Here is a 19,420-nt window from a genome sequence, read left to right as displayed (position 1 = left end):
CTAATTTTTCTTGCGAAACCAATATCTGTAACACCTACAACAGATGCTTCTTCATGGCCAATACATTGTCATAGAGAATCTTTAGTACCTAATATTAAAACAGGTCCTTTAAAGCCTTTTAATATTGTTGCCTTGGTACTCTCTTTTGTATCGACTGCAAAAATAATTAAATGAATTTTCTTTAAGTTACATAAACAACTGTTTTTACCGGGTATGACGCCCTCCTGCTCTTTTTCCAAATCCAAGAAGGGTCTTTATTTTACTGGTCATTTTTGTCATTGATGGCGCAGTTTAACTCCACCAATATATCATCAGAGATTTTACAGCTTAATGCTCTTTCAATTGCCTTCTTCTTAATAGCAGCTGTTAAGCACTCTCCCTTAGAACAAATATAAACACCTCTCCCAGGCTGTTTGCCGGTTCTATCGAGAATGATTTCACCATTAGGAGTCTTAACAATTCTGACTAAAGACTTTTTATCTGTTTTCAGTCCACAGCCAACACAGCTTCTCTGAGGGACCTTCTTAGTCTTCACTATCAGTACCACCTCCTGTATCCTCATCTTTAATGGTTTCTACTACTGCTTCAGCCCTCTCTTCTAAAATCTCTTTTTCAGGAGATCCCATAGAAACATCATCTAAGCTAGATACCATTTCATCACTTACTATATCGATTTTCCAGCCAGTTAAACGGGCTGCCAAACGCACATTCTGACCATCTTTACCAATGGCTAATGAAAAAACATCTTTAGCAACTAAGACTTTAGCTTCTTTTGCATCCTCATTTAAACGAATATCAAGAATTTTAGCTGGTGCTAAAGCATTTTCAATATAAATAGCTGGATTTTCTGAGTAGACAATAATATCAATTTTTTCACCAGGCTCTGTATCTTGACCAATTTCTTGAAGCACATTACCAATACGAGCACCTTTTGGGCCAATACAAGCGCCAATTGGATCCACTTCCTCGTTAGAACTGTAAACAGATATTTTAGACCTTGACCCAGCTTCTCTGGCAATATCCTTAATAACAACAGTGCCATCATAAATTTCTGGTACTTCTAATTCAAATAAACGCTTAATTAATTCCTTATGACGTCTTGATATGGTAACAATAGGTGCTTTTGTTGTCTTTTTAACATTGATAACATAGACTTTTAAACGCTGTCCTATCGTATAAATTTCATTTTCAATTTGTTCATCAGGTGGCAAAATAAATTCACCATTATTAATGGCTAAGAATACATTGTAAACTTCCTTAACAATAGGATGCCCTTCACTATCTAAAATAGCGTGTCCTTTTTTATCTTTAAGATGACCTTTCTCAACTAATGATTTTCTTGTGACTACGCATGTAACAATATCTTTTTCTTTTTTTGCAAACTCTTCATAAAGATTATTTCTTTCAATTTCCCGAATTTTCTGTGTAATAATCTGCTTAGCTGTCTGAGCAACCATTCTGCCCATGGTTTTAGTATCAACTTTAATAGGTTCTCTTACTAAGGAGCCAATTTCAAATACATGATATTTTTCTTTAGCTTCCTTTACACTGATTTCATTTAATTCATCTGTAACTTCTTCTACTACTGTTCTTAGTAAGTAAATATCAATTTTACCTGTTTCTCTATCTAAAATAGCTTTAAGGTTTTCATACTGGGGCTTTGCCACTTCAACGGTATCTTTCACTTCATTTTTGTAATCACTAATTTGCTTTTTCTTAATCCCTGATACAATAGCTGCCTCAATAGTAGTATAAAGCACTTCTGGATCAATGACTTTTTCTACCTCTAAAGCCTTAACCGCTAAAATAAGTTCTTTGTTATCCATCTTTTTCCTCCCGATTAAAAGTCAATTATTAAATTAATTTTACTAATATTCTTTTTTGGTATCATAATTACTTCTCCTTCACTTTCAAGAGCAACTGATTCTCCAAAGTCTTTTAGAATACCAATAATAATCTTCTTTTTGTTAATTGCCGTATATAAATGAGCCATTACAAGACTCCCAATATTCTCCTCATAGTCCTGATTATTTCTAAGAGGTCTTTCTAATCCTAGAGAAGACACTTCTAAAATATATTGGTTAGGAACTAACTCTTCTTCATCTAAAATAGGCTCTATAGCTCTACTAACAGTTTCACAATCTGTTAAATCAATACCATCAGATTTATTGATAAAAAACCTTAAGTACCATTCTTGACCCTCTTTTAAATACTCTGCATAGGCTAAATCATAGCCTAAATCCTCAACTATAGGTCTAAATTTACTTTCAATATTTTCACTTATTGACATTTTGTTTCTCCTTTTTAAAACAAAAAAGTGGGCAAACCCACTTTTAAATGTACTGTATCTATAGTAAGTATACCTTGTTTTAAATTAAAATGCAAATAAAACAATGGCTTTAAAGAAAATCAATTAAATAAAATCAGAAAGTGCTTTTAAACTTCTTTCAACCATTCGCTCCTTCTTAATTTTTTTATCCCTAATTTTCTCTGTGAGACTAGGCGATAAACCAAAGTTAGCATTCATTGGTTGAAAATGCTTACTGATACCTTCCGTTAAATAATAGCTCAGAGCACCAATCATTGTCTCTCTAGGGAAAGTTCTAATTATTCGATTCTCCTCTAAATAGGCTTTCATATAGCAGCCAGCCAAATAGCCACTAGCGGCACTTTTCTACATAGCCTTCTACTCCCGATAGTTGACCTGCAATAAAAACATTTGGATAGCCTTTAAGCTGACCTGTTAATGTTAATACTTTCGGTCCATTTAAATAAGAATTTCTATGCACAACACCATATCTTAATATTTCAGCATTTTCAAGACCAGGTATCATTTTTACTATTTTTTTCTGAGGGCCAAACCTCAAGCCTGTTTGACAACCTGCTAAATTATACATGGTTTTCTCATCATTTTCAGCTCTTAATTGGATAACGGCACAATAGCCTTCACCTGTAACTGGATGATTTAAGCCTACTGGTTTGAGTGGTCCAAATAGCAAGGTTTTTCCCTTTTGGCCATTGCTTCAATAGGCATGCAGCCATCAAAGTATATTTCCTTTTCAGAATCCAAATGTGGAATTGCTCTTTCCCCTATAATTAACTGTTCATAAAAAGCTGCATACTCTTCTCTTGTCATCGGACAATTTAAATAATCAGCTCCAGAACCCTTGCCATAGTGACTAGCAAAGAAATCTTTACTATAGTCAATAGAATCAGCTGCTATAATTGGAGCAGCGCCATCAAAGAAATAGTAGCAGGGTTCTCCTACCAATGTCTGTAAATCCTTAAACAAAGAACCACTAGTCAATGGTCCTTTGGCAACAATAACAGGTTGGTCCAAAGGAATAGTTGTTATTTCTTCTTCAACAATAGTTACAAGAGGATGATTTTTGATAGTCTCTGTTAAATAGCTACTAAATTTATCTCGATTAACAGCTAAAGCACCGCCTGCTGGAATAGCCGCCTTTAAGGCTGACTCCATAAATAAAGTACCTAATTGTCTCATTTCTTCTTTTAATAAACCAACTCCTTTAGCTAAACTACTTCCCTCTAAATGAATTGCTACAAACCAATTCTCCCAAATATGCAGTTTTATGAGCTTCTGTCGTTTTAGTAGGTCTCATTTCATATAAAGTCACTGGGACATCATCTTTTATAAGTTGATAGGTAGCTTCAACACCAGCTAAGCCACCACCAATTACAATTACTGATTCTATTATTCTTCTGACTCTTTCTCTTCCCGTTTTTTCTTAACTTTACACCCTTCATTAGAACAAACTAAAAAGTTTCCCTTTTCCATTAAAAGAGACCCACATTCTGGGCATTTCTCATTAACTGGTTTATTCCAGAAAGATACCTCACACTCTGGATATTGATCACAACCGTAAAAAACACGACCTTTCTTACTTCTCTTTACTACAATTTCCCCATTGCATTCTGGACAAGGAACACCTATTTTTTCAACAAGAGGTTTAGCATTACGACACTCTGGGAATCCCGGACAAGCTAAAAATTTTCCATATCTCCCTGTCTTTATAACCATATTCCTGCCACACTTTTCACAGATTACATCTGTAATCTCATCAGGCTCTTTTTCTAAAGTGATTTTTTCGATTTCAGCTTCAGCATGTTCTAACAGTACAGAAAAAGGCTCATAGAATTCTTTAACTGTATTGTGCCATTCTCTTTTTCCTTCAGCTATTAAATCTAAATCATTTTCTAATTTTGATGTAAACTTAACATTAATAATATCCTCAAAATATTTTTTTAATAAATCCCCTACCAGGAGACCAAGTTCAGTTGTAAAAAACTGTTTTTCCTCTTTAACAACATAACCCCTTCGTGTAATAGTATCCAAAATAGTTGCATAAGTACTCGGTCTACCTATGCCTAAACTTTCCAGCTGTTTAATTAAAGAAGCCTCTGTAAACCTTGGTGGTGGTTGTGTAAAATGCTGGTTTTTTTCTAATTCATCAATAGCTATACCATCATCTTTATTAATAATAGGCAACCACTTATCTTCACCCTTTGTTTCAATCATTACTTTAAGAAAACCATCAAATTTTAATTTAGAGCCAATACTCTTAAAAAGATATTCTCCACAAAAAATCTCAATTGTAACTTGATCATAGATTGCAGAAGGCATTTCACTTGATAAAAAACGCTTCCATATTAATTGATACAATTTAAACTGGTCTTTTGAAAGAAAATTCTTGATTTTCTCTGGTGTATTAAAAATTGAAGTTGGACGAATGGCCTCATGAGCATCTTGAGCTTTATTACCCATTTTATAATAACGAGGTTTTTCTGGAATATATTCCTGTCCATAATTTTTTAATAAAAATTCTTTTGCTTCTTCTTTTGCAACAGAAGAAATACGAGTTGAATCGGTACGCATATACGTAATTAAACCTACTAAACCGCCATTTTCTTTTCCTAAATCTACACCCTCATAAAGTTGCTGAGCAATTTGCATGGTTTTTCTACTTGTAAAGTTTAAACTTTGAGCCGCTCTTTGTTGTATTGTACTAGTAATAAAAGGCGGCAGCGGATTTTTCTTTTTTTCTTTTTCAACAATACTGTCAATTATAGGCGTTTCCTTTAAAATTACATCAATAATTTTTTGGGCAGATTCCTCATTATTCATGACAAGCTTTTTACCCTTAAACTTTAAAAGATCTCCTTTAAATTGAGTACCATCTTTTAAAGAAAAAGTAGCTTCAATAGTCCAGTATTCTTTTTCATCAAAAGCATCAATTTCTTTTTCTCTATCTATTATTATCTGTAAAGCAACAGACTGAACACGTCCAGCCGATAATCCCTTTTTGACCTTTTTCCATAATAAAGGGCTTAGTTTATAGCCTACAATACGATCTAAAACACGTCTTGCTTGTTGGGCATCTACTAAGTCCTGATTAATAACAACTGGATGTTTAATTGCTTCTTTAATAGAAGCTTTTGTAATTTCATTAAAGGCGATTCTACAAACCGCATCATCTTCCAAACCTAAAGCATTTTTCAAATGCCAAGCAATAGCTTCTCCTTCTCTATCAGGGTCAGTGGCAAGAAAAACCTTACTCGACTTTTTATAGGCTGTCTTGATTTCCTTTAAAATACTTGCTTTCCCTCGAACAGTTATATATCTCGGTTCAAAGTTATTGTCTAGATCAATACCTAATTTACTTTTTGGTAAATCGATAACATGACCAACTGAAGACTTAATAATGTAATTGCTTCCCAGATATTTCTTTATTGTTTTTGCCTTAGAAGGCGATTCCACAATAACTAAATTTCTCCCCATATTTCCTCCAAAATCATTTATTTCATACATTCATACATAATTAATGTCTAATATGTATTTTTCTTATTATTCTATCTTAGCCTACCATATCTTATTTATTAGTACAAGAGCCTTTTTCTATATCTTCAAAAAACATTCTCTTAATAATTATGACTTTTTATTTTATTCAAGAATACTATCTTAACATAAAAATTAAAATTTTTTAATCTTATCTCTAGATAATACGCTGGAAAAGGTAGCCATTAAAGCACAACCAACCCTATATAATTGAAAAATTTTCCCTTTTATTAATGAATCAAATTACTTTAAATGCTCAAGCCCATATTCTTTTAATTGACTTAATGAATAGAATTCACAACCAATTAGTGACTCAAGACCTTTTGATATAAAAATATCACGTCCCTCTTCCAAGGCAAAATCCAAAGTAATAAAGGCACCGTTTTTAGGGCCTCTCCATACAACAACTAAACCTAATGAAAGAACCGCTAATAATTCTATTTCGCCTTGGAAAATGATATTTTAGAGGATCTGCATTGAGCGGAAACTCTGAAATTATACAACCTTTTTTCTCTAATTCTAATTGACACCCTTTATTAATTTTAGGATAATATTTATTTATTCCTGTTCCTAAAACAGCTATAGAACAACCATTATAGAATAGAGCACCCTTATGAACTGCCCCATAATACCCTTTGCTAAGCCACTGACAACGACCCAGCCTGCTTTTGCTAACCCTCTGCCTAAATTAAAGGCTTTTTTTAAATAAGCAGAAGGACTTTGACGACTTCCTACAACACTTATCATTGGTTTTTTAATAGTTGGGCATTTCCTTTAAAAAAAGCAATAGGTGGATCATAAATTTTTTTAAGAAGAAAAGGATAATATTCATCAAAAATTGTTATTATTTTATACTGATTATCCTTAAGATAACTATTGAATAAAATAGCTTCTGCTTTTTTCGAAAATAATTCCTTCCTAAAAAATCTATTTTCATTAACCCCCTCTCCAACACACTTTAGCATTTCCATTAAAATTCTATGGTTGTAAGCTTTCTTCATTAATTGATACCATGCATAGTTTTTCATTTAAATCCTCCTTGTCTTTTTACACTGTTTTCTATATACTAAAAATATACTAAAAATTAAGGAACTTAGAAGAGGTGAAATATGGTGGCTTTAAAATGCGGAATAGTAGGTTTACCTAATGTTGGTAAATCTACATTATTTAATGCAATTACTCAGGCAGGCGCTGAATCTGCCAACTATCCATTCTGTACAATTGACCCTAATGTGGGCATGGTAACAGTACCGGATAAAAGACTTGAAACATTGTCAAAACTATATGAAACTAAAAAGGAAATACCTACAGCTTATGAGTTTGTAGATATTGCTGGATTAGTGGCAGGAGCAAGTAAGGGAGAAGGTTTAGGTAACCAATTTTTATCTCATATTCGAGAAGTAGATGCTATTGCTCATGTTGTCCGTTGTTTTGAAGATGAAAATATCACCCATGTAGGTGGTAACATTAATCCTAAAACAGATATTGATGTTATTAATATTGAGCTTATATTAGCTGACCTAGAAAGCATGGAAAAAAGACTTCAAAAACTTACAAGTAAAATTAAAACTAAAGACAAAGATGCACTAGCTGAGTATGCCTTAACAGAAAAAATACTCAATACCTTAAAAGACAATATTCCAGCTCGAAAACTATCTTTTAATGAAGAAGAAGAAAAAAAATTGAAAGGTTTAAATCTTTTAACCTTAAAACCTATTATCTATATTGCTAATATTAGTGAAAATGATATAGGCTCAAAAGATAATCTACCTATGGTTAAAGCTATTCAGGAAATAGCTAATAAAGAAGGGTCTCGAGTTATTCCAGTTTCAGCACAAATTGAATCAGAAATCGCTCAACTATCTGCTGAAGAAAAAAAAGAGTTTTTAGAAACGTTAGGTTTAACTTACTCTGGCTTAGAAGAAATTATTAGAGCAACTTATGAGTTGCTAGGCTTAATTACTTACTTTACTGCTGGTGTTCAAGAATGTAGAGCCCGGACAGTAAATGAAGGCACCAAAGCTCCTGCCGCAGCAGGCGTCATTCATACTGACTTTGAACGAGGTTTTATTAAAGCCGAAGTTATTAGCTATGGAGACCTGATAGAATATGGCTCAGAAGCAAAAGCTAAAGAAGCAGGAAAATTGCGCATCGAAGGTAAAGAATATATTGTTAAAGATGGAGATATTATCCATTTTCGTTTCAATGTATAGCTTTCCTTGTTGAAAGCTGTTACACTTCATTGCTTTTACTAATATTTTCCTTAGTATAATTTAAGGAAGTTAACAATGTAAGATGAAAAAAGCATACAAATACACAGTGCATTATTATTAAATAAAGGGGTGAAAATCTTGGTAAAATTTACATTTAAAGGTGGCATTCATATACATGGTGCAAACAAGAAAAAAAAGTTAACAACTAAAGCTGAAGCACCTGTTTCTGAATTTACCGCTGCCAAGCTCGTTTATCTTCCACTTGGACAACAACTTGGAAAACCTTCCATTCCCGTTGTAACAATTGGAGATACTGTAAAAGTCGGACAATTAATTGCAAAAGGAGATGGCGCTTTTTCAAGCAACCTCCATGCTTCTGTCAGTGGTACTATTCTAAAAATAGAAAACCACCCAGAACCAACAGGAAATGTTTCTCCTACAATTATTATTGAAAACGATGAAAAAAACCAATGGATTTCATTAACAGAAACTCCAAGAGGAACTGACTTAACAAGAGAAGCTATTGTTGAAAAAATAGCTGAAGCAGGTATCGTAGGCTTAGGAGGAGCTACTTTCCCTACGCCGGTTAAGTACACATCAGATAAACCTTGCGACATGGTTCTCCTCAATGGTATTGAGTGCGAACCTTATAATACTGCAGACTGTATAACAATGAAAAACCATCCAGATGAAATTATTCAAGGATTAGTCTATTTAGTTAAGGCAGCCAATGCAAAAAAAGGTGTAATTTGTATTGAAGATAATAAAATGGATATTTATAAGATTTTTGATAAAAAAACTAAGAATCTAGATTCAATTTTTGTTGCTCTTTTTAAAGAGAAATATCCTCAAGGAGCAGAAAAACAAATGATTTATGCACTGACTAAAAAGGAAGTTCCTTATGGCGGTTTACCAATTGATATAGGTGTTATTGTTAACAATGTTGGCACAGCAAAAGCTGTCTGTGATGCTATTGAAAAAGGCAAAACCTTAACCCACCATTATGTAACAGTAACTGGGGATGCTTTAAAAACCCCTAAATCATTTCTCATACCCATTGGTACACCATTTAAAGACTTGATTGATGCTTGTGGTGGTGGTTTAGATAACCAAGTCCTTTTAGCAGGTGGATTAATGATGGGTAAAGCCATGTACAGTGAAATGGTTCCTGTAACAAAAGGTATTAATGCAATTATTTTATTAAAGAATTTACCAAAGAAAACCAAGGAAATGAATTGTGTGCGTTGCTCTGCTTGTGTAGATAAATGTCCTGCATTTTTAGAGCCAACAACACTGGCGACCCTCGTAAAAAAAGGAAAAGTAGATGAATTAGAAAACAATGGACTATCTGCCTGTATTGAATGCGGTAGTTGCTCCTATGTCTGTCCATCAGCTATTCCTTTACTAGATTATATTCGACAAGGCAAAATTGAATTAAGAAGGAGGAAGAAATAAATGGAAACTACTATGAAAAGAATTTCCCTTTCTCCATTTGCTCATAATGGTAATACTGTTCAAAAAGCTATGATAGATGTAATTATTGCTTTATTACCAGCTGTAGCTGTCAGTATTTATTTTTTTGGAGTACAAGCACTAATACTACTTTTAGTAACGGTTGTTTCCGCTCTTCTTTTTGAATGGATTGCTAGAAAAATAATGAAAAGAGAAAATTCACTTTGGGACTGTAGTACTATAGTAACTGGTATTTTACTCACTTTAACTTTACCTGTGAGTACACCTATTCCAATTGCTATTTTAGGCTCTTTCCTAGCCATTGTTCTCGTTAAGCAATTTTTTGGTGGTTTAGGATGTAATATATTCAATCCAGCTATTGCAGCTCGTGGTATTTTACTTATTTCTTTTTCTGTCCCATTAACAACTTGGGTAGAACCAGGTAAAGGTCTTGATGCTATTGCTTCTGCTACACCATTGGTACAAGTTAAAGAAATGTTTAAACTGCTTTCTGTTGGTGATGGTTCCGGTGCCGTATCATTAGCCCATAATGTAGATTCTAATCCAGATGCCCTTTGGGCCTTATTCATCGGTAATACCTCCGGTTCTCTCGGAGAAACCAGTGTAGTTGCTCTCTTAATCGGTGGTATTTATTTAGCATTTAGAAAGAGAATTCACTTAGAAATTCCTCTACTCTATATTGGAACATGTTTCGTAATCGCTTGGATTATTGGTTCCATGAATGGATTAGGAATTGTTTTTCCAATTCTTCACATTTTATCTGGTGGTTTATTCTTAGGAGCAATTTTCATGGCAACAGATTGGGTAACAAAACCATTGACCCGTAAAGGTAGAATTATCTATGCTATTGCATTAGGTGTTATTACCATGATTATTAGACTTCAAGGCAACTACCCTGAAGGTGTTTTATTCTCAATTCTAATTATGAATATGTTTGTTCCATTAATGGATCGACATTTAAGAAAAAGAATATTTGGAAAAATTAAAATAAAGAAAAAAGGAAGAGCTAAAGATGAAAAAGTCGCCTAGTGTTCCTGTCTTAGGAGCCATCCTATTTATTATTTGTATAGTAATTGCAGCTTCTGTTTCTTTGGTTAATCAGATTACAGCACCTATTATAGCTGATTCTGCTGAATCCTCTAAGAAAACTTCCTTTGAAGATGTTTTCCCAAATGCAACTGACTTTAAAGATGTTACAGCTGAATTTCCAGATAGGGATACTCGTATTTCAGAAATACATGAAGTCCAAGGTCTAAGCGGCACCTTAGGCTACCTCTATATTGTTTCAACAGTCGGTTATGCTGATCAAGTCAAAAATCTTGTTGCCATTGACCAAGAAACTCAAACCATTAAATCAATAACCATTTTAAAACATAATGAAACTCCTGGTTTAGGTGCAAAAGCTAAAGAACCTGAATTTAAAGATCAGTTTAATGGCTTACCAATAAACCAAGAAGTTACCATTATTAAAGGGCCTGGCAATATTGAAACCGGTGAAGTTCAAGCTATCACTGCTTCTACTATAACCAGTGATGCTGTGGCCTTAGGGATTAATCTAGTTTTAGCTGATTATACCAAAAATTTTGGAAATTAGGAGAGGAGTTAGATGAATAAAATTAAAAATATTATTGCCAATGGCGTCTATAAAAAGAATGCAATCTTTGTCCTTCTCTTAGGCATGTGTCCATCACTAGCAGTTACAACATCCTTAACAAACGCTGTTGGAATGGGTGTTTCTGTTATTTTCATTTTAGCTGTTTCAAATTTTGCAATTTCATTATTGAGACGCTTTATTCCTAGCACAATCCGTATTCCCGCTTTTATTGGAATTATTGCAGCATTTGTAACAATAGTGGAAATGGTAATGAATGCTTACTTACCTGAGCTCTACATTAGCTTAGGTATATATTTACCATTGATTGTAGTAAACTGTATTATTCTTGAAAGAGCAGAATCATTTGCAAGTAAAAACCCAGTTATTTATTCAGTAATCGATGGTATTGCTGTAGGGATTGGATTCACAGTTGCGCTCTTTGTAATTTCATTTTTCAGAGAGCTTATAGGTGCAGGTACCTTGTTTGGCATTCCAGTTTTACCAGAAACATTTATGCCAGCTCTTATTATGATTCTTCCTCCAGGAGCCTTTATTACCTTAGGGATAATACTTGCTGTATTTGCTCATATTAAAAATAAAAGAAAAGAAAAAAAGGAGGCCTAAAAAATGGAAGTATTCGGCGGTTTATTGACCCTACTACTAACCAGCATGATTGTTAAAAACGTTGTTTTAAGTCAGTTTTTAGGTATGTGTCCTTTTTTAGGTGTTTCCAAAAAAACTGAAAATGCAATTGGCATGGGGATGGCTGTATTAGTTGTTTTAACCATATCTGCTGCTCTTGCTTGGATTTTGTATACTTTTGTTTTAGTACCACTAGAACTTACATTCTTAAAGACAATTGCTTTTATCATTGTAATTGCATCTTTAGTACAATTAGTGGAAATGGTACTAAAGAAATTCTCCCCTGGACTTTACAAGTCTTTGGGAATTTTCTTACCCTTAATTACAACAAACTGTGCCGTACTTGGTGTCGCACTATTAAATATTCAAAATGGCTATAACTTTTTAGAAACCTTATTTTACAGCATTGGTGCTGCCTTAGGTTTCTTAATAGTATTGGTTATCTTTTCCAGTATTCGAGAAAAACTGGAATTAACAAATGTGCCAAAAGCGTTTAAAGGCTTGCCAATAGCATTGATTACTGCAAGTGTCATGTCTGTTGCCTTCATGGGCTTTATAGGCGTTTTATAGGAGGAATTACATGATTTATGCAATTATTTTACTAGGTGCTATCGGGATTATATTCGGTATCATTTTAGGTGTTGTCAATAAAAAACTAAGTGTAAAAACAGACCCTAGAGAAGAAGCCATTATAGACGCCTTACCAGGTGCCAACTGTGGCGCTTGTGGTTTTGCTGGATGTGCTGCCTGTGGTGCAGCCATTTTCAATGGTGAAGCTCCCATTGATGCCTGTCCAGTAGGAGGACCAGCTTGTGCGGAAGCCATTGCTGCTATTCTAGGTGTAGAAGCCTCTTCTGCTGAGCCAAGTATTGCAAGGGTAGCTTGTAATGGTTCTCCAGACAATGCGAAAACACTTTATGACTATACAGGAGCAAAATCCTGTATAGTGGCAAAAACATCTTTTAATGGTCAAAAAATGTGTGACTTTAGTTGTTTTGGTTTTGGAAGCTGTGCCGCAGCCTGTCCATTTGAAGCTATTGATATGGTCAATGGCTTGCCAGTAGTTAACAGAAAAAAATGTACATCTTGTGGTATTTGTGTAAGTACCTGTCCACAGACACTTATGCACTTAGTCCCAAGAAAACAACATGTATTTGTTAACTGTAGCAACTTAATTAAAGGTAAAGCCGTTATGGCTGCTTGTAAAGTAGGCTGTATAAAATGTAAAAAATGTGAAAAAACATGTGAATTTGACGCAATTCATGTTACAGATGTGGCAAGAATCGATTATGATAAATGTACTAACTGTCAAGCTTGTGTAGCCGTTTGCCCAACAAAATGTATTACAGTTGATACTTTTACAGATGATTTTTCCAAAGCCCCAAAAGCAGAAGATACTGAGCCGGCTGGCTGTAGTTCCTGTGCTTCAAGAGATACCTGTCAATCAAAGGAATAGTTGATTTTAGGAGGAACTGGTTTGACAACTAATAAGAAAAGATCTAATAAAAAAACCGTTTTAACTATAGGACTATTTCTTCTAATAGCAGTAATTGCAGTCCTGTTTGTTTTTACAACAAACAGGACTTCTCAATCTCAAAAGTTAGAAGAAACCCAAATTCTTATGGATACTCCCGTAACCTTAACACTTTACGGAGCTAATGAAAAAACACTGCGGACTGATAAAAATGAAGCTTTTGCTCTATTCTCTAAAATAGATAAGCTATCTAATCGCTATGATATTATTGAAGGTAATATTGGCTATATTAACAGTGAAAGCGGTAAAACCATTACAATTGATCCCCTTCTTGCTGAACAATTAGAAACAGCTATTGCCTATAGTCAAAAAACAGACAACCAATTTAATATCGGGTTAGGCAAATTAATTGAATTATGGAAAAAAAAAGAGATTGAAAATACATTGCCAACTGAAGATGAAATTAGTCTGTCCCTGAAAAATACTGACAGTAGTGAAATCTTATTAGCAGACAATAGGCTATCAATTCCTGAAGGTATGGTATTGGATTTAGGTGCAGTTTCAAAAGGGTACGCAATTGAAAAAACATGGCAACTGTTAAATGCAAAACAGCATTTGACTGGTGCAATAATTAATGGGGGAGGCAATGTTAAGGTACTGGGAACACCACCAGGTAAAGATTCCTATAGAATTGGTGTTCAGGATCCACGAGAACCAGATCAACTTATAGGGACTACCACATTAACCCATGAAGACACTATTTCAACATCAGGTGATTACCAGCGCTACTATACTATAAACGGTATTAAATGCCCACATATTTTTTCCAGTAGAACTGGCTTTCCCGCTAAGGAAAATGTTGCTGTAACTGTGATTACCCAAAATGGTATGTTAGCTGACATACTTTCTACTACTCTTTATCTATTGCCTTATAAAGAAGGTCTTGCTTTTTTAGAGAACTTGCTTTTTAAAGTTGAAGCACTTTGGATTTCTAAAGACTTGAAAATTACTAAAACAACTGGCTTTCCATTTGCTTTAGAAGATGAGAAAGGACACTATATTTATGAAACGCCATAAAAGAGAAATCATCATACTACTGATTCTACTGCTTGTAGGAATTCTTTCTTTTACTATAATTAATTTAACAAAAAAAACAGCTAATGAAATTGTTGTACAAGTAGATAATAAAATTATTGGAACATATGATTTATCACAAAATCAGATTATTCCAATTAATGGTACAAGTGGTTTAATTGAATTAACAGTTGCAAATGGCGAGGTCTATGTCCACTCCTCTAGTTGCCCTGATAAACTCTGTCAAAAACAAGGTAGAATTAGCCATACTAATGAAAAATTAGTGTGCTTACCTAATAAAACAGTCATCTCCATTGAAAATGATAAAGAAAATACCATTGATGGGCTGGTGAAATAAAAATGATTTCTAAAACAAGGAAAATAGTATTTCTAAGCCTTTTAATAGGAATAGGGCTTATATTGAGCTACCTAGAGTCAATCCTCCCCTCATTTGTGCCTTTACCAGGCTTTAAAATAGGTTTTAGTCAAATTGCCGTCCTCCTAGCATTCATACTGTTCTCAATTAAGGAAGCCACCATTGTATCTATAGGAAAAACTTTTCTAGGAGCTTTAATTAATGGGACTTTTTTATCCTATATTTTCTTAATCAGCATGGCTGGCATGATAGTAGCTCTCCTTTTCCTAATAATTAGTCAGAAACTTAAATTTTCCATTTATGGTAAAAGCATTTTCAGCGCTATTGGTCATAATATAGGACAGAGCATTGCCATTGGACTAACACTTTCCTTTTCCCTAGTGCTGGTCTATAGTCCTTATTTAATTTTTATTAGTTTAGGAGCAGGTTTTTTAATAGGTTATCTCTGTAAATTACTATCCAAACCCTTAAATAATTTTTTGAAATAAAAATAGCAGTCAGAAGCAAAATCTAACTGCTATTTTTATATTTATAATCAACTTTTCTTTATTTTACTTGGCCTAATGGAATTTTAACAATAACGCCTTTGCTATTATCTATTGAAACATCAACACCATTATTACCTGTATATTGGATATTATCAGGTTTCTCATTTTCCTTAAAATACCAGATACCATACTGGTTTTTATATCTTCTTCCTCATAGGTCAATGTTCTATCTTTTCTTAAATTGTCTATATACTCATCGTATGTAATATTTTTCTTAGTAACAATTTCACTATGTGGTAAACCAATATAGCGAAAATGCCATGGCTCATAAATAACCTTGGTAATATTTTTTCTATTCTGGATATCTTAAAATAAAACCATATTTATAGCTATTCTTGTTCAACCATTTTCCTGCAATTGTATTTTTAAAGTCCTCTGTTAACAGCTCTCCCGGAATAGCAAAATCTGCTGCCAATCCCAATTGATGTTCACTCATCCCTGGTGTAGCAACTCGAGTACGAGTTTCTTTAGTTGCTTCTTCCTTACTGAGTCCATTAGCAACGCTATCTGCTACTTCTTGATTAAAAAGCTCTTCTTGATTCTGATAGTCTCTAAAACCACTTGAGAGAATCATATTAACATTACTATCTTCATACATTTTAACTAATGCATTAGCTGCTTTTTTACGTAATTTTGTATTACCGCCATAAGTGCCTATAGAATTTAAACTATTGACATCACAACTAAATCACTAGGTACAAAATCTTTTGACAAAGAATTATCATTATTAACTAGAGATAGATAACCTTCAGAACCAGTAAATTTTAAAAACTTATCTTCTTCTTTGTTTTCTTTAATATTAAAAATAGCTATATTTTCAACAAAAGATGCCTTTGATCCAAAAATCACTTCTAATCTAATAATTGGCCTGGAACCCAAATCCTTTCCCCTGCTGTCATTACTGGTCCATTGTATTTTTCTTCTGACCATTAATTGCTACTCTCTTAGAACCTTCTTCAATAACCATTTCAGTTCCGTTATTAAATACAATTGATTTTTCTTTTTCATTAATCTCCTTAAGCTGTCCACCACCTAAAGCAATAAAAAAATCTAAAGGAATTAATTTATTTCCATAAGTATCTGTAGAGGCTTTCATAGTTACCTTACTATCACTAATAGTCATTTCATTAATAGCATAAGCAACAGGATATTTTGCTGGCAATTGAAATACATTAACCATTAAATAGATTAAAATACCAATTAATACTAACCCAATAATACCTAGAATTAATTTTCCTTTGCCTGATTTTCTCTTCTTAACAGGTTTGACATATTTCTGGGAGACACTATTTTTACTACTATTAATTCCTTTAAGATGTGTTTTCTTTTTATGGGTATATTTAGCCATTTTACTCAATTCTCTCCTTTTTTCAGAATCTAAAAAGATGACTCAAAAAGTCATCTTTTTAGGTATGTAATATGATATAATTCCTAGGATTAAAACCAACCGGAATATTCCTAGAAACATAGGGGGCTAACTCTCTTAAATTATAGCATTTTAGTTCTCTAAGCGCAAGCACTAAAATCAGATTTCTTAAAAATATTATTGTTTTTTAAGCGTCAAGATATTTTTAAGATCTTTAATGATCTTTAAGCCTGCAACAAAGATTACATATATTTCTAAACGTTCCAAGTAGCATACCTGCAATCTCCGTCCAAAGAATGAATCTTGGGGCATCTGGTCCTGTAATACCTAAAGATAGCCCTGAAGTTCCAATAGCTGATGCAAATTCAAATATGCTATCTTGAAAAGTATAGCCATGGGCCATAAAAATTAAAACACCTACTATATAAAATAAAATGTCATAAAAGCAAAAATATAGGAAGCAGATTTAGAGACTAATTTATGATTAATATAAACTTTGCCTTCTGGTCTCCAAAAATAGTTTTCATTAACCATTCTCTCTGGCTTTAAATAACGACTAATATTCCACAAACCTTTTTTTGCCATAATTAAAACCCGGTAAACTTTGACACCACCAGATGTTGCTCCTATACAGCCTCTAATTAGCATTAATAATACAATGACTAAAATAGAAAATGAAGGCATTTCTTCTACTGGCATAATATTAAATCCAGTACTGCTAATTACAGAGATTGCTTGGAAAAAGCTAATTCTCAGACCTTCACCAATAGTATTATAATGTTGATTTAAGCCAAAGAGAGTCAACAGTACAATAGCTATTCCAATTAATAAAACAAAAAAACGTACCTCTGATAGTTTAAAGAATCTCTTAAAATGGCCACGTAACAATAAAATATGAGTTCCAAAACCCAATGACCCTAAAAACATTAACGCAACTGTTACAACATAAACCATATTATTCTCATAAGGAGCTATACCATCAGACAAAGTAGAAAATCCCCCTGTAGAAACAGCTGCCATTGATTGATTAATAGCCTCAAACATAGGTATTCCAGCAATCACATACAAAATAGTGCCTACAATAGCATAGCCAGCATAAATAGTCATAATCATCCGAGCCGACTTGCCTACATTGGGCATAATACGTTCCATATTACCTTCAGCAGTAAATAGTTTAATACCCATTCCTGTTGATAAAACGGATAGCATTACTAAGACAATGCCTACGCCACCAAAAAACCCTGTTAAAGTTCTATGAAGTAAAAAATCTTAGGAGTTGTAGCCACATCAATTACTGTTAAGCCTGTTGAAGTCCAGCCACTAACCATTTCAAAAAAGCTAATGTAAATGGTAATTCCAGAGATAAAGCCATAGGTATTGTTGAAATAAGAGGAGCAATAATCCAAGTCAAAACCACTAATATGGAGTCCTGCCTAAAAGTTAATTGGCTTTCTCTAGCCCCTCTTAAAAATGTATCTAACGAAATAAGCAAAGGGTCATAAATATAACCCCTGTAACTACAAAATATACAATTTGATTAATTTCATCTGGGTAGAAAATACAAGATATAATAAGCAACAGTAAAGATGAACCAAACACTAACAGAAGTGTTCCCTCGTAACCAAAAACTGATTTATAGCTATTGATTACCTTCTCATTTAAAGTTATTGTCATGACCTAATTTTTCCTGTTATTGTCGTAATTACCTTATTTTGAACAGTTGGTTTTGCGAGAATAATAAGACGGTCATTTACCATAATTACAGTATTGTTATTAGGAATAACCACATCAACACCGCGCATAATACAACCAATATTAGCTTCATCTGCTAAATCTATATCCGTTAATTTTTTATTCACTACAGGGTAGTCAGCCTTTATATCAATTTCAGTTAAAGAAACACGTCCTTCTTCAAGAGGAAGATAATTAATAATTTCTTCCAATGTTGCAAGCTGTTCAATCATATCACCAACAATATATGTTGAGTTAACTACAATATCAACACCTAACTTCTTAAAAACATCAACGTTACGAGGATTATTAGCCATTGCCACGGCCTTTGTAACATCAAAATTTTTTTTAATTAATTGGCAAATAACTAAATTATCAGCATCATTTGGTGTCAGAGCAATTACAATTGATATTGCCTCCATGTCAGCAGCCTCATAAACATAGAGTTTACTGGCATCCCCCCATAATACAGGTACCTCATGTCGCCTAGATAAATATTTACAATATTCTCGATCATCATTAATAACTGTAACATGATGATGTTTTCTTAAGAGAGAGCCAACAAGATAGTCAGCTTTTTTTCTACCACCAATTACTAAAACATACATTATTCTTCCTCCTTGTCTTTCTTGCAAGGTAGAACAGATAGTTTATTAAATTCTTGAATTGATAGCTTTGAAGGGTAAATAATTTGTATATCAAAGCCTTTATAAATAGATTCCTTCTCTGTATCGTAGAGCCTTGAAATTACTTTTTCCACATCAAAAATCTTACTGGATATTTCAGATATCATAATATTCACATTATCATTATCTGTAGCAGCTAAAACAATGTCTGCTTCGTCAATACCTGCTTCTTTCAAAATAGAAATGTCTGTTGCATCTCCTTCTAATGTAAAACCGCTATAATTATGAGGCAATTTTGTAAATGAATCTCCATTTATATCAATAATGATAACAGATTTACCTCGGCTAGATAACTCTCCTGCCACACTGATTCCCAAACGACTACAGCCAGCCACAATTGCTAGGGCTTTCTGTTTCTTAAAAAACATTTCTTCATCTCCTCATTT

The 19,420-nt window shown here is 33.5% G+C and carries 23 protein-coding genes and 3 pseudogenes; 10 read left to right on the top strand and 16 right to left on the bottom strand.

The window, feature by feature from the left end; translation table 11 throughout:
• Positions 1 to 68: 68 nt before the first annotated feature.
• The 8 genes and pseudogenes from AZF37_RS10350 to AZF37_RS03765 all read right to left on the bottom strand — a co-directional run bounded on the left by AZF37_RS10350 (position 69) and on the right by AZF37_RS03765 (position 6,885).
• Positions 69 to 239 (bottom strand): hypothetical protein, encoded by a 171-nt coding sequence (locus tag AZF37_RS10350; protein WP_162473872.1) that lies wholly within the window; start codon positions 237 to 239, stop codon positions 69 to 71.
• 20 nt (positions 240 to 259) lie between these two features.
• Positions 260 to 535, bottom strand: coding sequence for an RNase P modulator RnpM (rnpM, locus tag AZF37_RS03800; protein WP_088369640.1), 276 nt, complete (start codon positions 533 to 535; stop codon positions 260 to 262).
• Positions 525 to 1,826: a transcription termination factor NusA gene (gene nusA / locus AZF37_RS03795; protein WP_088369639.1), complete on the bottom strand. Its 1,302-nt coding sequence runs from the start codon at positions 1,824 to 1,826 to the stop codon at positions 525 to 527. Before nusA ends, rnpM begins: the two co-directional genes overlap by 11 nt.
• Positions 1,827 to 1,840: 14 nt before the next feature.
• On the bottom strand, positions 1,841 to 2,290 hold the full coding sequence (locus tag AZF37_RS03790) for a ribosome maturation factor RimP (RefSeq protein WP_088369638.1): 450 nt from the start codon (positions 2,288 to 2,290) through the stop codon (positions 1,841 to 1,843).
• Positions 2,291 to 2,413: 123 nt separating this feature from the next.
• A pseudogene (gene trmFO / locus AZF37_RS03785) lies at positions 2,414 to 3,716 on the bottom strand (methylenetetrahydrofolate--tRNA-(uracil(54)-C(5))-methyltransferase (FADH(2)-oxidizing) TrmFO).
• On the bottom strand, positions 3,716 to 5,800 hold the full coding sequence (topA, locus tag AZF37_RS03780) for a type I DNA topoisomerase (protein WP_088369637.1): 2,085 nt from the start codon (positions 5,798 to 5,800) through the stop codon (positions 3,716 to 3,718). The pseudogene trmFO and the gene topA overlap by 1 nt, the downstream one beginning before the upstream one ends.
• 442 nt (positions 5,801 to 6,242) lie before the next feature.
• Positions 6,243 to 6,604: pseudogene (locus AZF37_RS13190) on the bottom strand (DNA-processing protein DprA).
• Positions 6,601 to 6,885 carry a hypothetical protein gene (locus AZF37_RS03765; RefSeq protein ID WP_088369635.1) on the bottom strand — a complete coding sequence of 95 codons (285 nt, stop codon included), beginning with the start codon at positions 6,883 to 6,885 and terminating at the stop codon, positions 6,601 to 6,603. The pseudogene AZF37_RS13190 and the gene AZF37_RS03765 overlap by 4 nt, the downstream one beginning before the upstream one ends.
• A gap of 84 nt (positions 6,886 to 6,969) precedes the next feature.
• Here AZF37_RS03765 and ychF point away from each other — a divergent pair, with 84 nt between their 5' ends.
• From ychF to AZF37_RS13185, 10 genes are all read left to right on the top strand, one after another.
• Complete coding sequence (gene ychF / locus AZF37_RS03760) at positions 6,970 to 8,070, top strand: redox-regulated ATPase YchF (protein ID WP_088370654.1); 1,101 nt, start codon at positions 6,970 to 6,972, stop codon at positions 8,068 to 8,070.
• 138 nt (positions 8,071 to 8,208) lie between these two features.
• Positions 8,209 to 9,525, top strand: coding sequence for an electron transport complex subunit RsxC (gene rsxC, locus AZF37_RS03755; RefSeq protein ID WP_162473871.1), 1,317 nt, complete (start codon positions 8,209 to 8,211; stop codon positions 9,523 to 9,525).
• Complete coding sequence (locus AZF37_RS03750) at positions 9,526 to 10,572, top strand: RnfABCDGE type electron transport complex subunit D (RefSeq protein WP_088369633.1); 1,047 nt, start codon at positions 9,526 to 9,528, stop codon at positions 10,570 to 10,572.
• Positions 10,556 to 11,137: an RnfABCDGE type electron transport complex subunit G gene (locus AZF37_RS03745; protein WP_088369632.1), complete on the top strand. Its 582-nt coding sequence runs from the start codon at positions 10,556 to 10,558 to the stop codon at positions 11,135 to 11,137. Before AZF37_RS03750 ends, AZF37_RS03745 begins: the two co-directional genes overlap by 17 nt.
• A gap of 12 nt (positions 11,138 to 11,149) precedes the next feature.
• Positions 11,150 to 11,761 (top strand): electron transport complex subunit RsxE, encoded by a 612-nt coding sequence (rsxE, locus tag AZF37_RS03740; RefSeq protein WP_088369631.1) that lies wholly within the window; start codon positions 11,150 to 11,152, stop codon positions 11,759 to 11,761.
• A gap of 3 nt (positions 11,762 to 11,764) precedes the next feature.
• On the top strand, positions 11,765 to 12,349 hold the full coding sequence (rsxA, locus tag AZF37_RS03735) for an electron transport complex subunit RsxA (protein ID WP_088369630.1): 585 nt from the start codon (positions 11,765 to 11,767) through the stop codon (positions 12,347 to 12,349).
• A gap of 10 nt (positions 12,350 to 12,359) precedes the next feature.
• On the top strand, positions 12,360 to 13,235 hold the full coding sequence (locus AZF37_RS03730) for an RnfABCDGE type electron transport complex subunit B (protein ID WP_088369629.1): 876 nt from the start codon (positions 12,360 to 12,362) through the stop codon (positions 13,233 to 13,235).
• 21 nt (positions 13,236 to 13,256) lie between these two features.
• Complete coding sequence (locus AZF37_RS03725) at positions 13,257 to 14,330, top strand: FAD:protein FMN transferase (RefSeq protein ID WP_162473870.1); 1,074 nt, start codon at positions 13,257 to 13,259, stop codon at positions 14,328 to 14,330.
• The gene (locus AZF37_RS03720; RefSeq protein WP_162473869.1) at positions 14,317 to 14,685 is read left to right on the top strand and encodes a NusG domain II-containing protein; all 369 of its coding nucleotides are present in this window, start codon (positions 14,317 to 14,319) and stop codon (positions 14,683 to 14,685) included. The genes AZF37_RS03725 and AZF37_RS03720 overlap by 14 nt, the downstream gene beginning before the upstream one ends.
• Before the next feature lie 2 nt (positions 14,686 to 14,687).
• The gene (locus AZF37_RS13185) at positions 14,688 to 15,191 is read left to right on the top strand and encodes a Gx transporter family protein (RefSeq protein ID WP_088369626.1); all 504 of its coding nucleotides are present in this window, start codon (positions 14,688 to 14,690) and stop codon (positions 15,189 to 15,191) included.
• Positions 15,192 to 15,543: 352 nt separating this feature from the next.
• On the opposite strand, the gene AZF37_RS03710 is transcribed toward AZF37_RS13185, so the two are convergent.
• From AZF37_RS03710 to AZF37_RS03670, 8 genes and pseudogenes are all read right to left on the bottom strand, one after another.
• Positions 15,544 to 15,909 (bottom strand): M15 family metallopeptidase, encoded by a 366-nt coding sequence (locus tag AZF37_RS03710; protein WP_281178944.1) that lies wholly within the window; start codon positions 15,907 to 15,909, stop codon positions 15,544 to 15,546.
• Positions 15,910 to 15,914: 5 nt separating this feature from the next.
• A complete protein-coding gene (locus AZF37_RS03705; RefSeq protein ID WP_088369624.1) occupies positions 15,915 to 16,130 on the bottom strand; it encodes a hypothetical protein in 216 nt (71 codons plus the stop codon).
• Between the two features lie 19 nt (positions 16,131 to 16,149).
• On the bottom strand, positions 16,150 to 16,599 hold the full coding sequence (locus tag AZF37_RS03700) for a hypothetical protein (protein WP_088369623.1): 450 nt from the start codon (positions 16,597 to 16,599) through the stop codon (positions 16,150 to 16,152).
• A 232-nt stretch (positions 16,600 to 16,831) separates the two neighbouring features.
• On the bottom strand, positions 16,832 to 17,020 hold the full coding sequence (locus AZF37_RS12695; RefSeq protein ID WP_088369622.1) for a potassium transporter TrkG: 189 nt from the start codon (positions 17,018 to 17,020) through the stop codon (positions 16,832 to 16,834).
• Between the two features lie 17 nt (positions 17,021 to 17,037).
• A pseudogene (locus AZF37_RS03690) lies at positions 17,038 to 17,859 on the bottom strand (TrkH family potassium uptake protein); the annotation flags it as partial.
• Between the two features lie 55 nt (positions 17,860 to 17,914).
• The gene (locus AZF37_RS03685) at positions 17,915 to 18,109 is read right to left on the bottom strand and encodes a hypothetical protein (RefSeq protein WP_088369620.1); all 195 of its coding nucleotides are present in this window, start codon (positions 18,107 to 18,109) and stop codon (positions 17,915 to 17,917) included.
• 178 nt (positions 18,110 to 18,287) lie between these two features.
• Positions 18,288 to 18,956 carry a potassium channel family protein gene (locus AZF37_RS03675; protein ID WP_088369618.1) on the bottom strand — a complete coding sequence of 223 codons (669 nt, stop codon included), beginning with the start codon at positions 18,954 to 18,956 and terminating at the stop codon, positions 18,288 to 18,290.
• The gene (locus AZF37_RS03670; protein ID WP_088369617.1) at positions 18,956 to 19,402 is read right to left on the bottom strand and encodes a potassium channel family protein; all 447 of its coding nucleotides are present in this window, start codon (positions 19,400 to 19,402) and stop codon (positions 18,956 to 18,958) included. The genes AZF37_RS03675 and AZF37_RS03670 overlap by 1 nt, the downstream gene beginning before the upstream one ends.
• Positions 19,403 to 19,420: the final 18 nt, after the last annotated feature.

The organism is endosymbiont 'TC1' of Trimyema compressum (assembly GCF_001584725.1).
Classification (GTDB): domain Bacteria; phylum Bacillota; class TC1; order TC1; family TC1; genus TC1.
Note: the sequence above shows the minus strand (reverse complement) of the source record. Positions and strands in the feature narration are given on the sequence as shown.

Coding starts and splice junctions, on each gene's coding strand:
- AZF37_RS03730 (WP_088369629.1), top strand. CDS start 12,360: ATGATTTATGCAATTATTTTACTAGGTGCTATCGGGATTATATTCGGT.
- AZF37_RS13185 (WP_088369626.1), top strand. CDS start 14,688: ATGATTTCTAAAACAAGGAAAATAGTATTTCTAAGCCTTTTAATAGGA.
- AZF37_RS03675 (WP_088369618.1), bottom strand. CDS start 18,956: ATGTATGTTTTAGTAATTGGTGGTAGAAAAAAAGCTGACTATCTTGTT.
- AZF37_RS03765 (WP_088369635.1), bottom strand. CDS start 6,885: ATGAAAAACTATGCATGGTATCAATTAATGAAGAAAGCTTACAACCAT.
- topA (WP_088369637.1), bottom strand. CDS start 5,800: ATGGGGAGAAATTTAGTTATTGTGGAATCGCCTTCTAAGGCAAAAACA.
- AZF37_RS03720 (WP_162473869.1), top strand. CDS start 14,317: ATGAAACGCCATAAAAGAGAAATCATCATACTACTGATTCTACTGCTT.
- nusA (WP_088369639.1), bottom strand. CDS start 1,826: ATGGATAACAAAGAACTTATTTTAGCGGTTAAGGCTTTAGAGGTAGAA.
- AZF37_RS12695 (WP_088369622.1), bottom strand. CDS start 17,020: ATGGCCCATGGCTATACTTTTCAAGATAGCATATTTGAATTTGCATCA.
- AZF37_RS03745 (WP_088369632.1), top strand. CDS start 10,556: ATGAAAAAGTCGCCTAGTGTTCCTGTCTTAGGAGCCATCCTATTTATT.
- AZF37_RS03700 (WP_088369623.1), bottom strand. CDS start 16,599: ATGGCTAAATATACCCATAAAAAGAAAACACATCTTAAAGGAATTAAT.
- AZF37_RS03750 (WP_088369633.1), top strand. CDS start 9,526: ATGGAAACTACTATGAAAAGAATTTCCCTTTCTCCATTTGCTCATAAT.
- rsxE (WP_088369631.1), top strand. CDS start 11,150: ATGAATAAAATTAAAAATATTATTGCCAATGGCGTCTATAAAAAGAAT.
- AZF37_RS03790 (WP_088369638.1), bottom strand. CDS start 2,290: ATGTCAATAAGTGAAAATATTGAAAGTAAATTTAGACCTATAGTTGAG.
- rsxA (WP_088369630.1), top strand. CDS start 11,765: ATGGAAGTATTCGGCGGTTTATTGACCCTACTACTAACCAGCATGATT.
- AZF37_RS03670 (WP_088369617.1), bottom strand. CDS start 19,402: ATGTTTTTTAAGAAACAGAAAGCCCTAGCAATTGTGGCTGGCTGTAGT.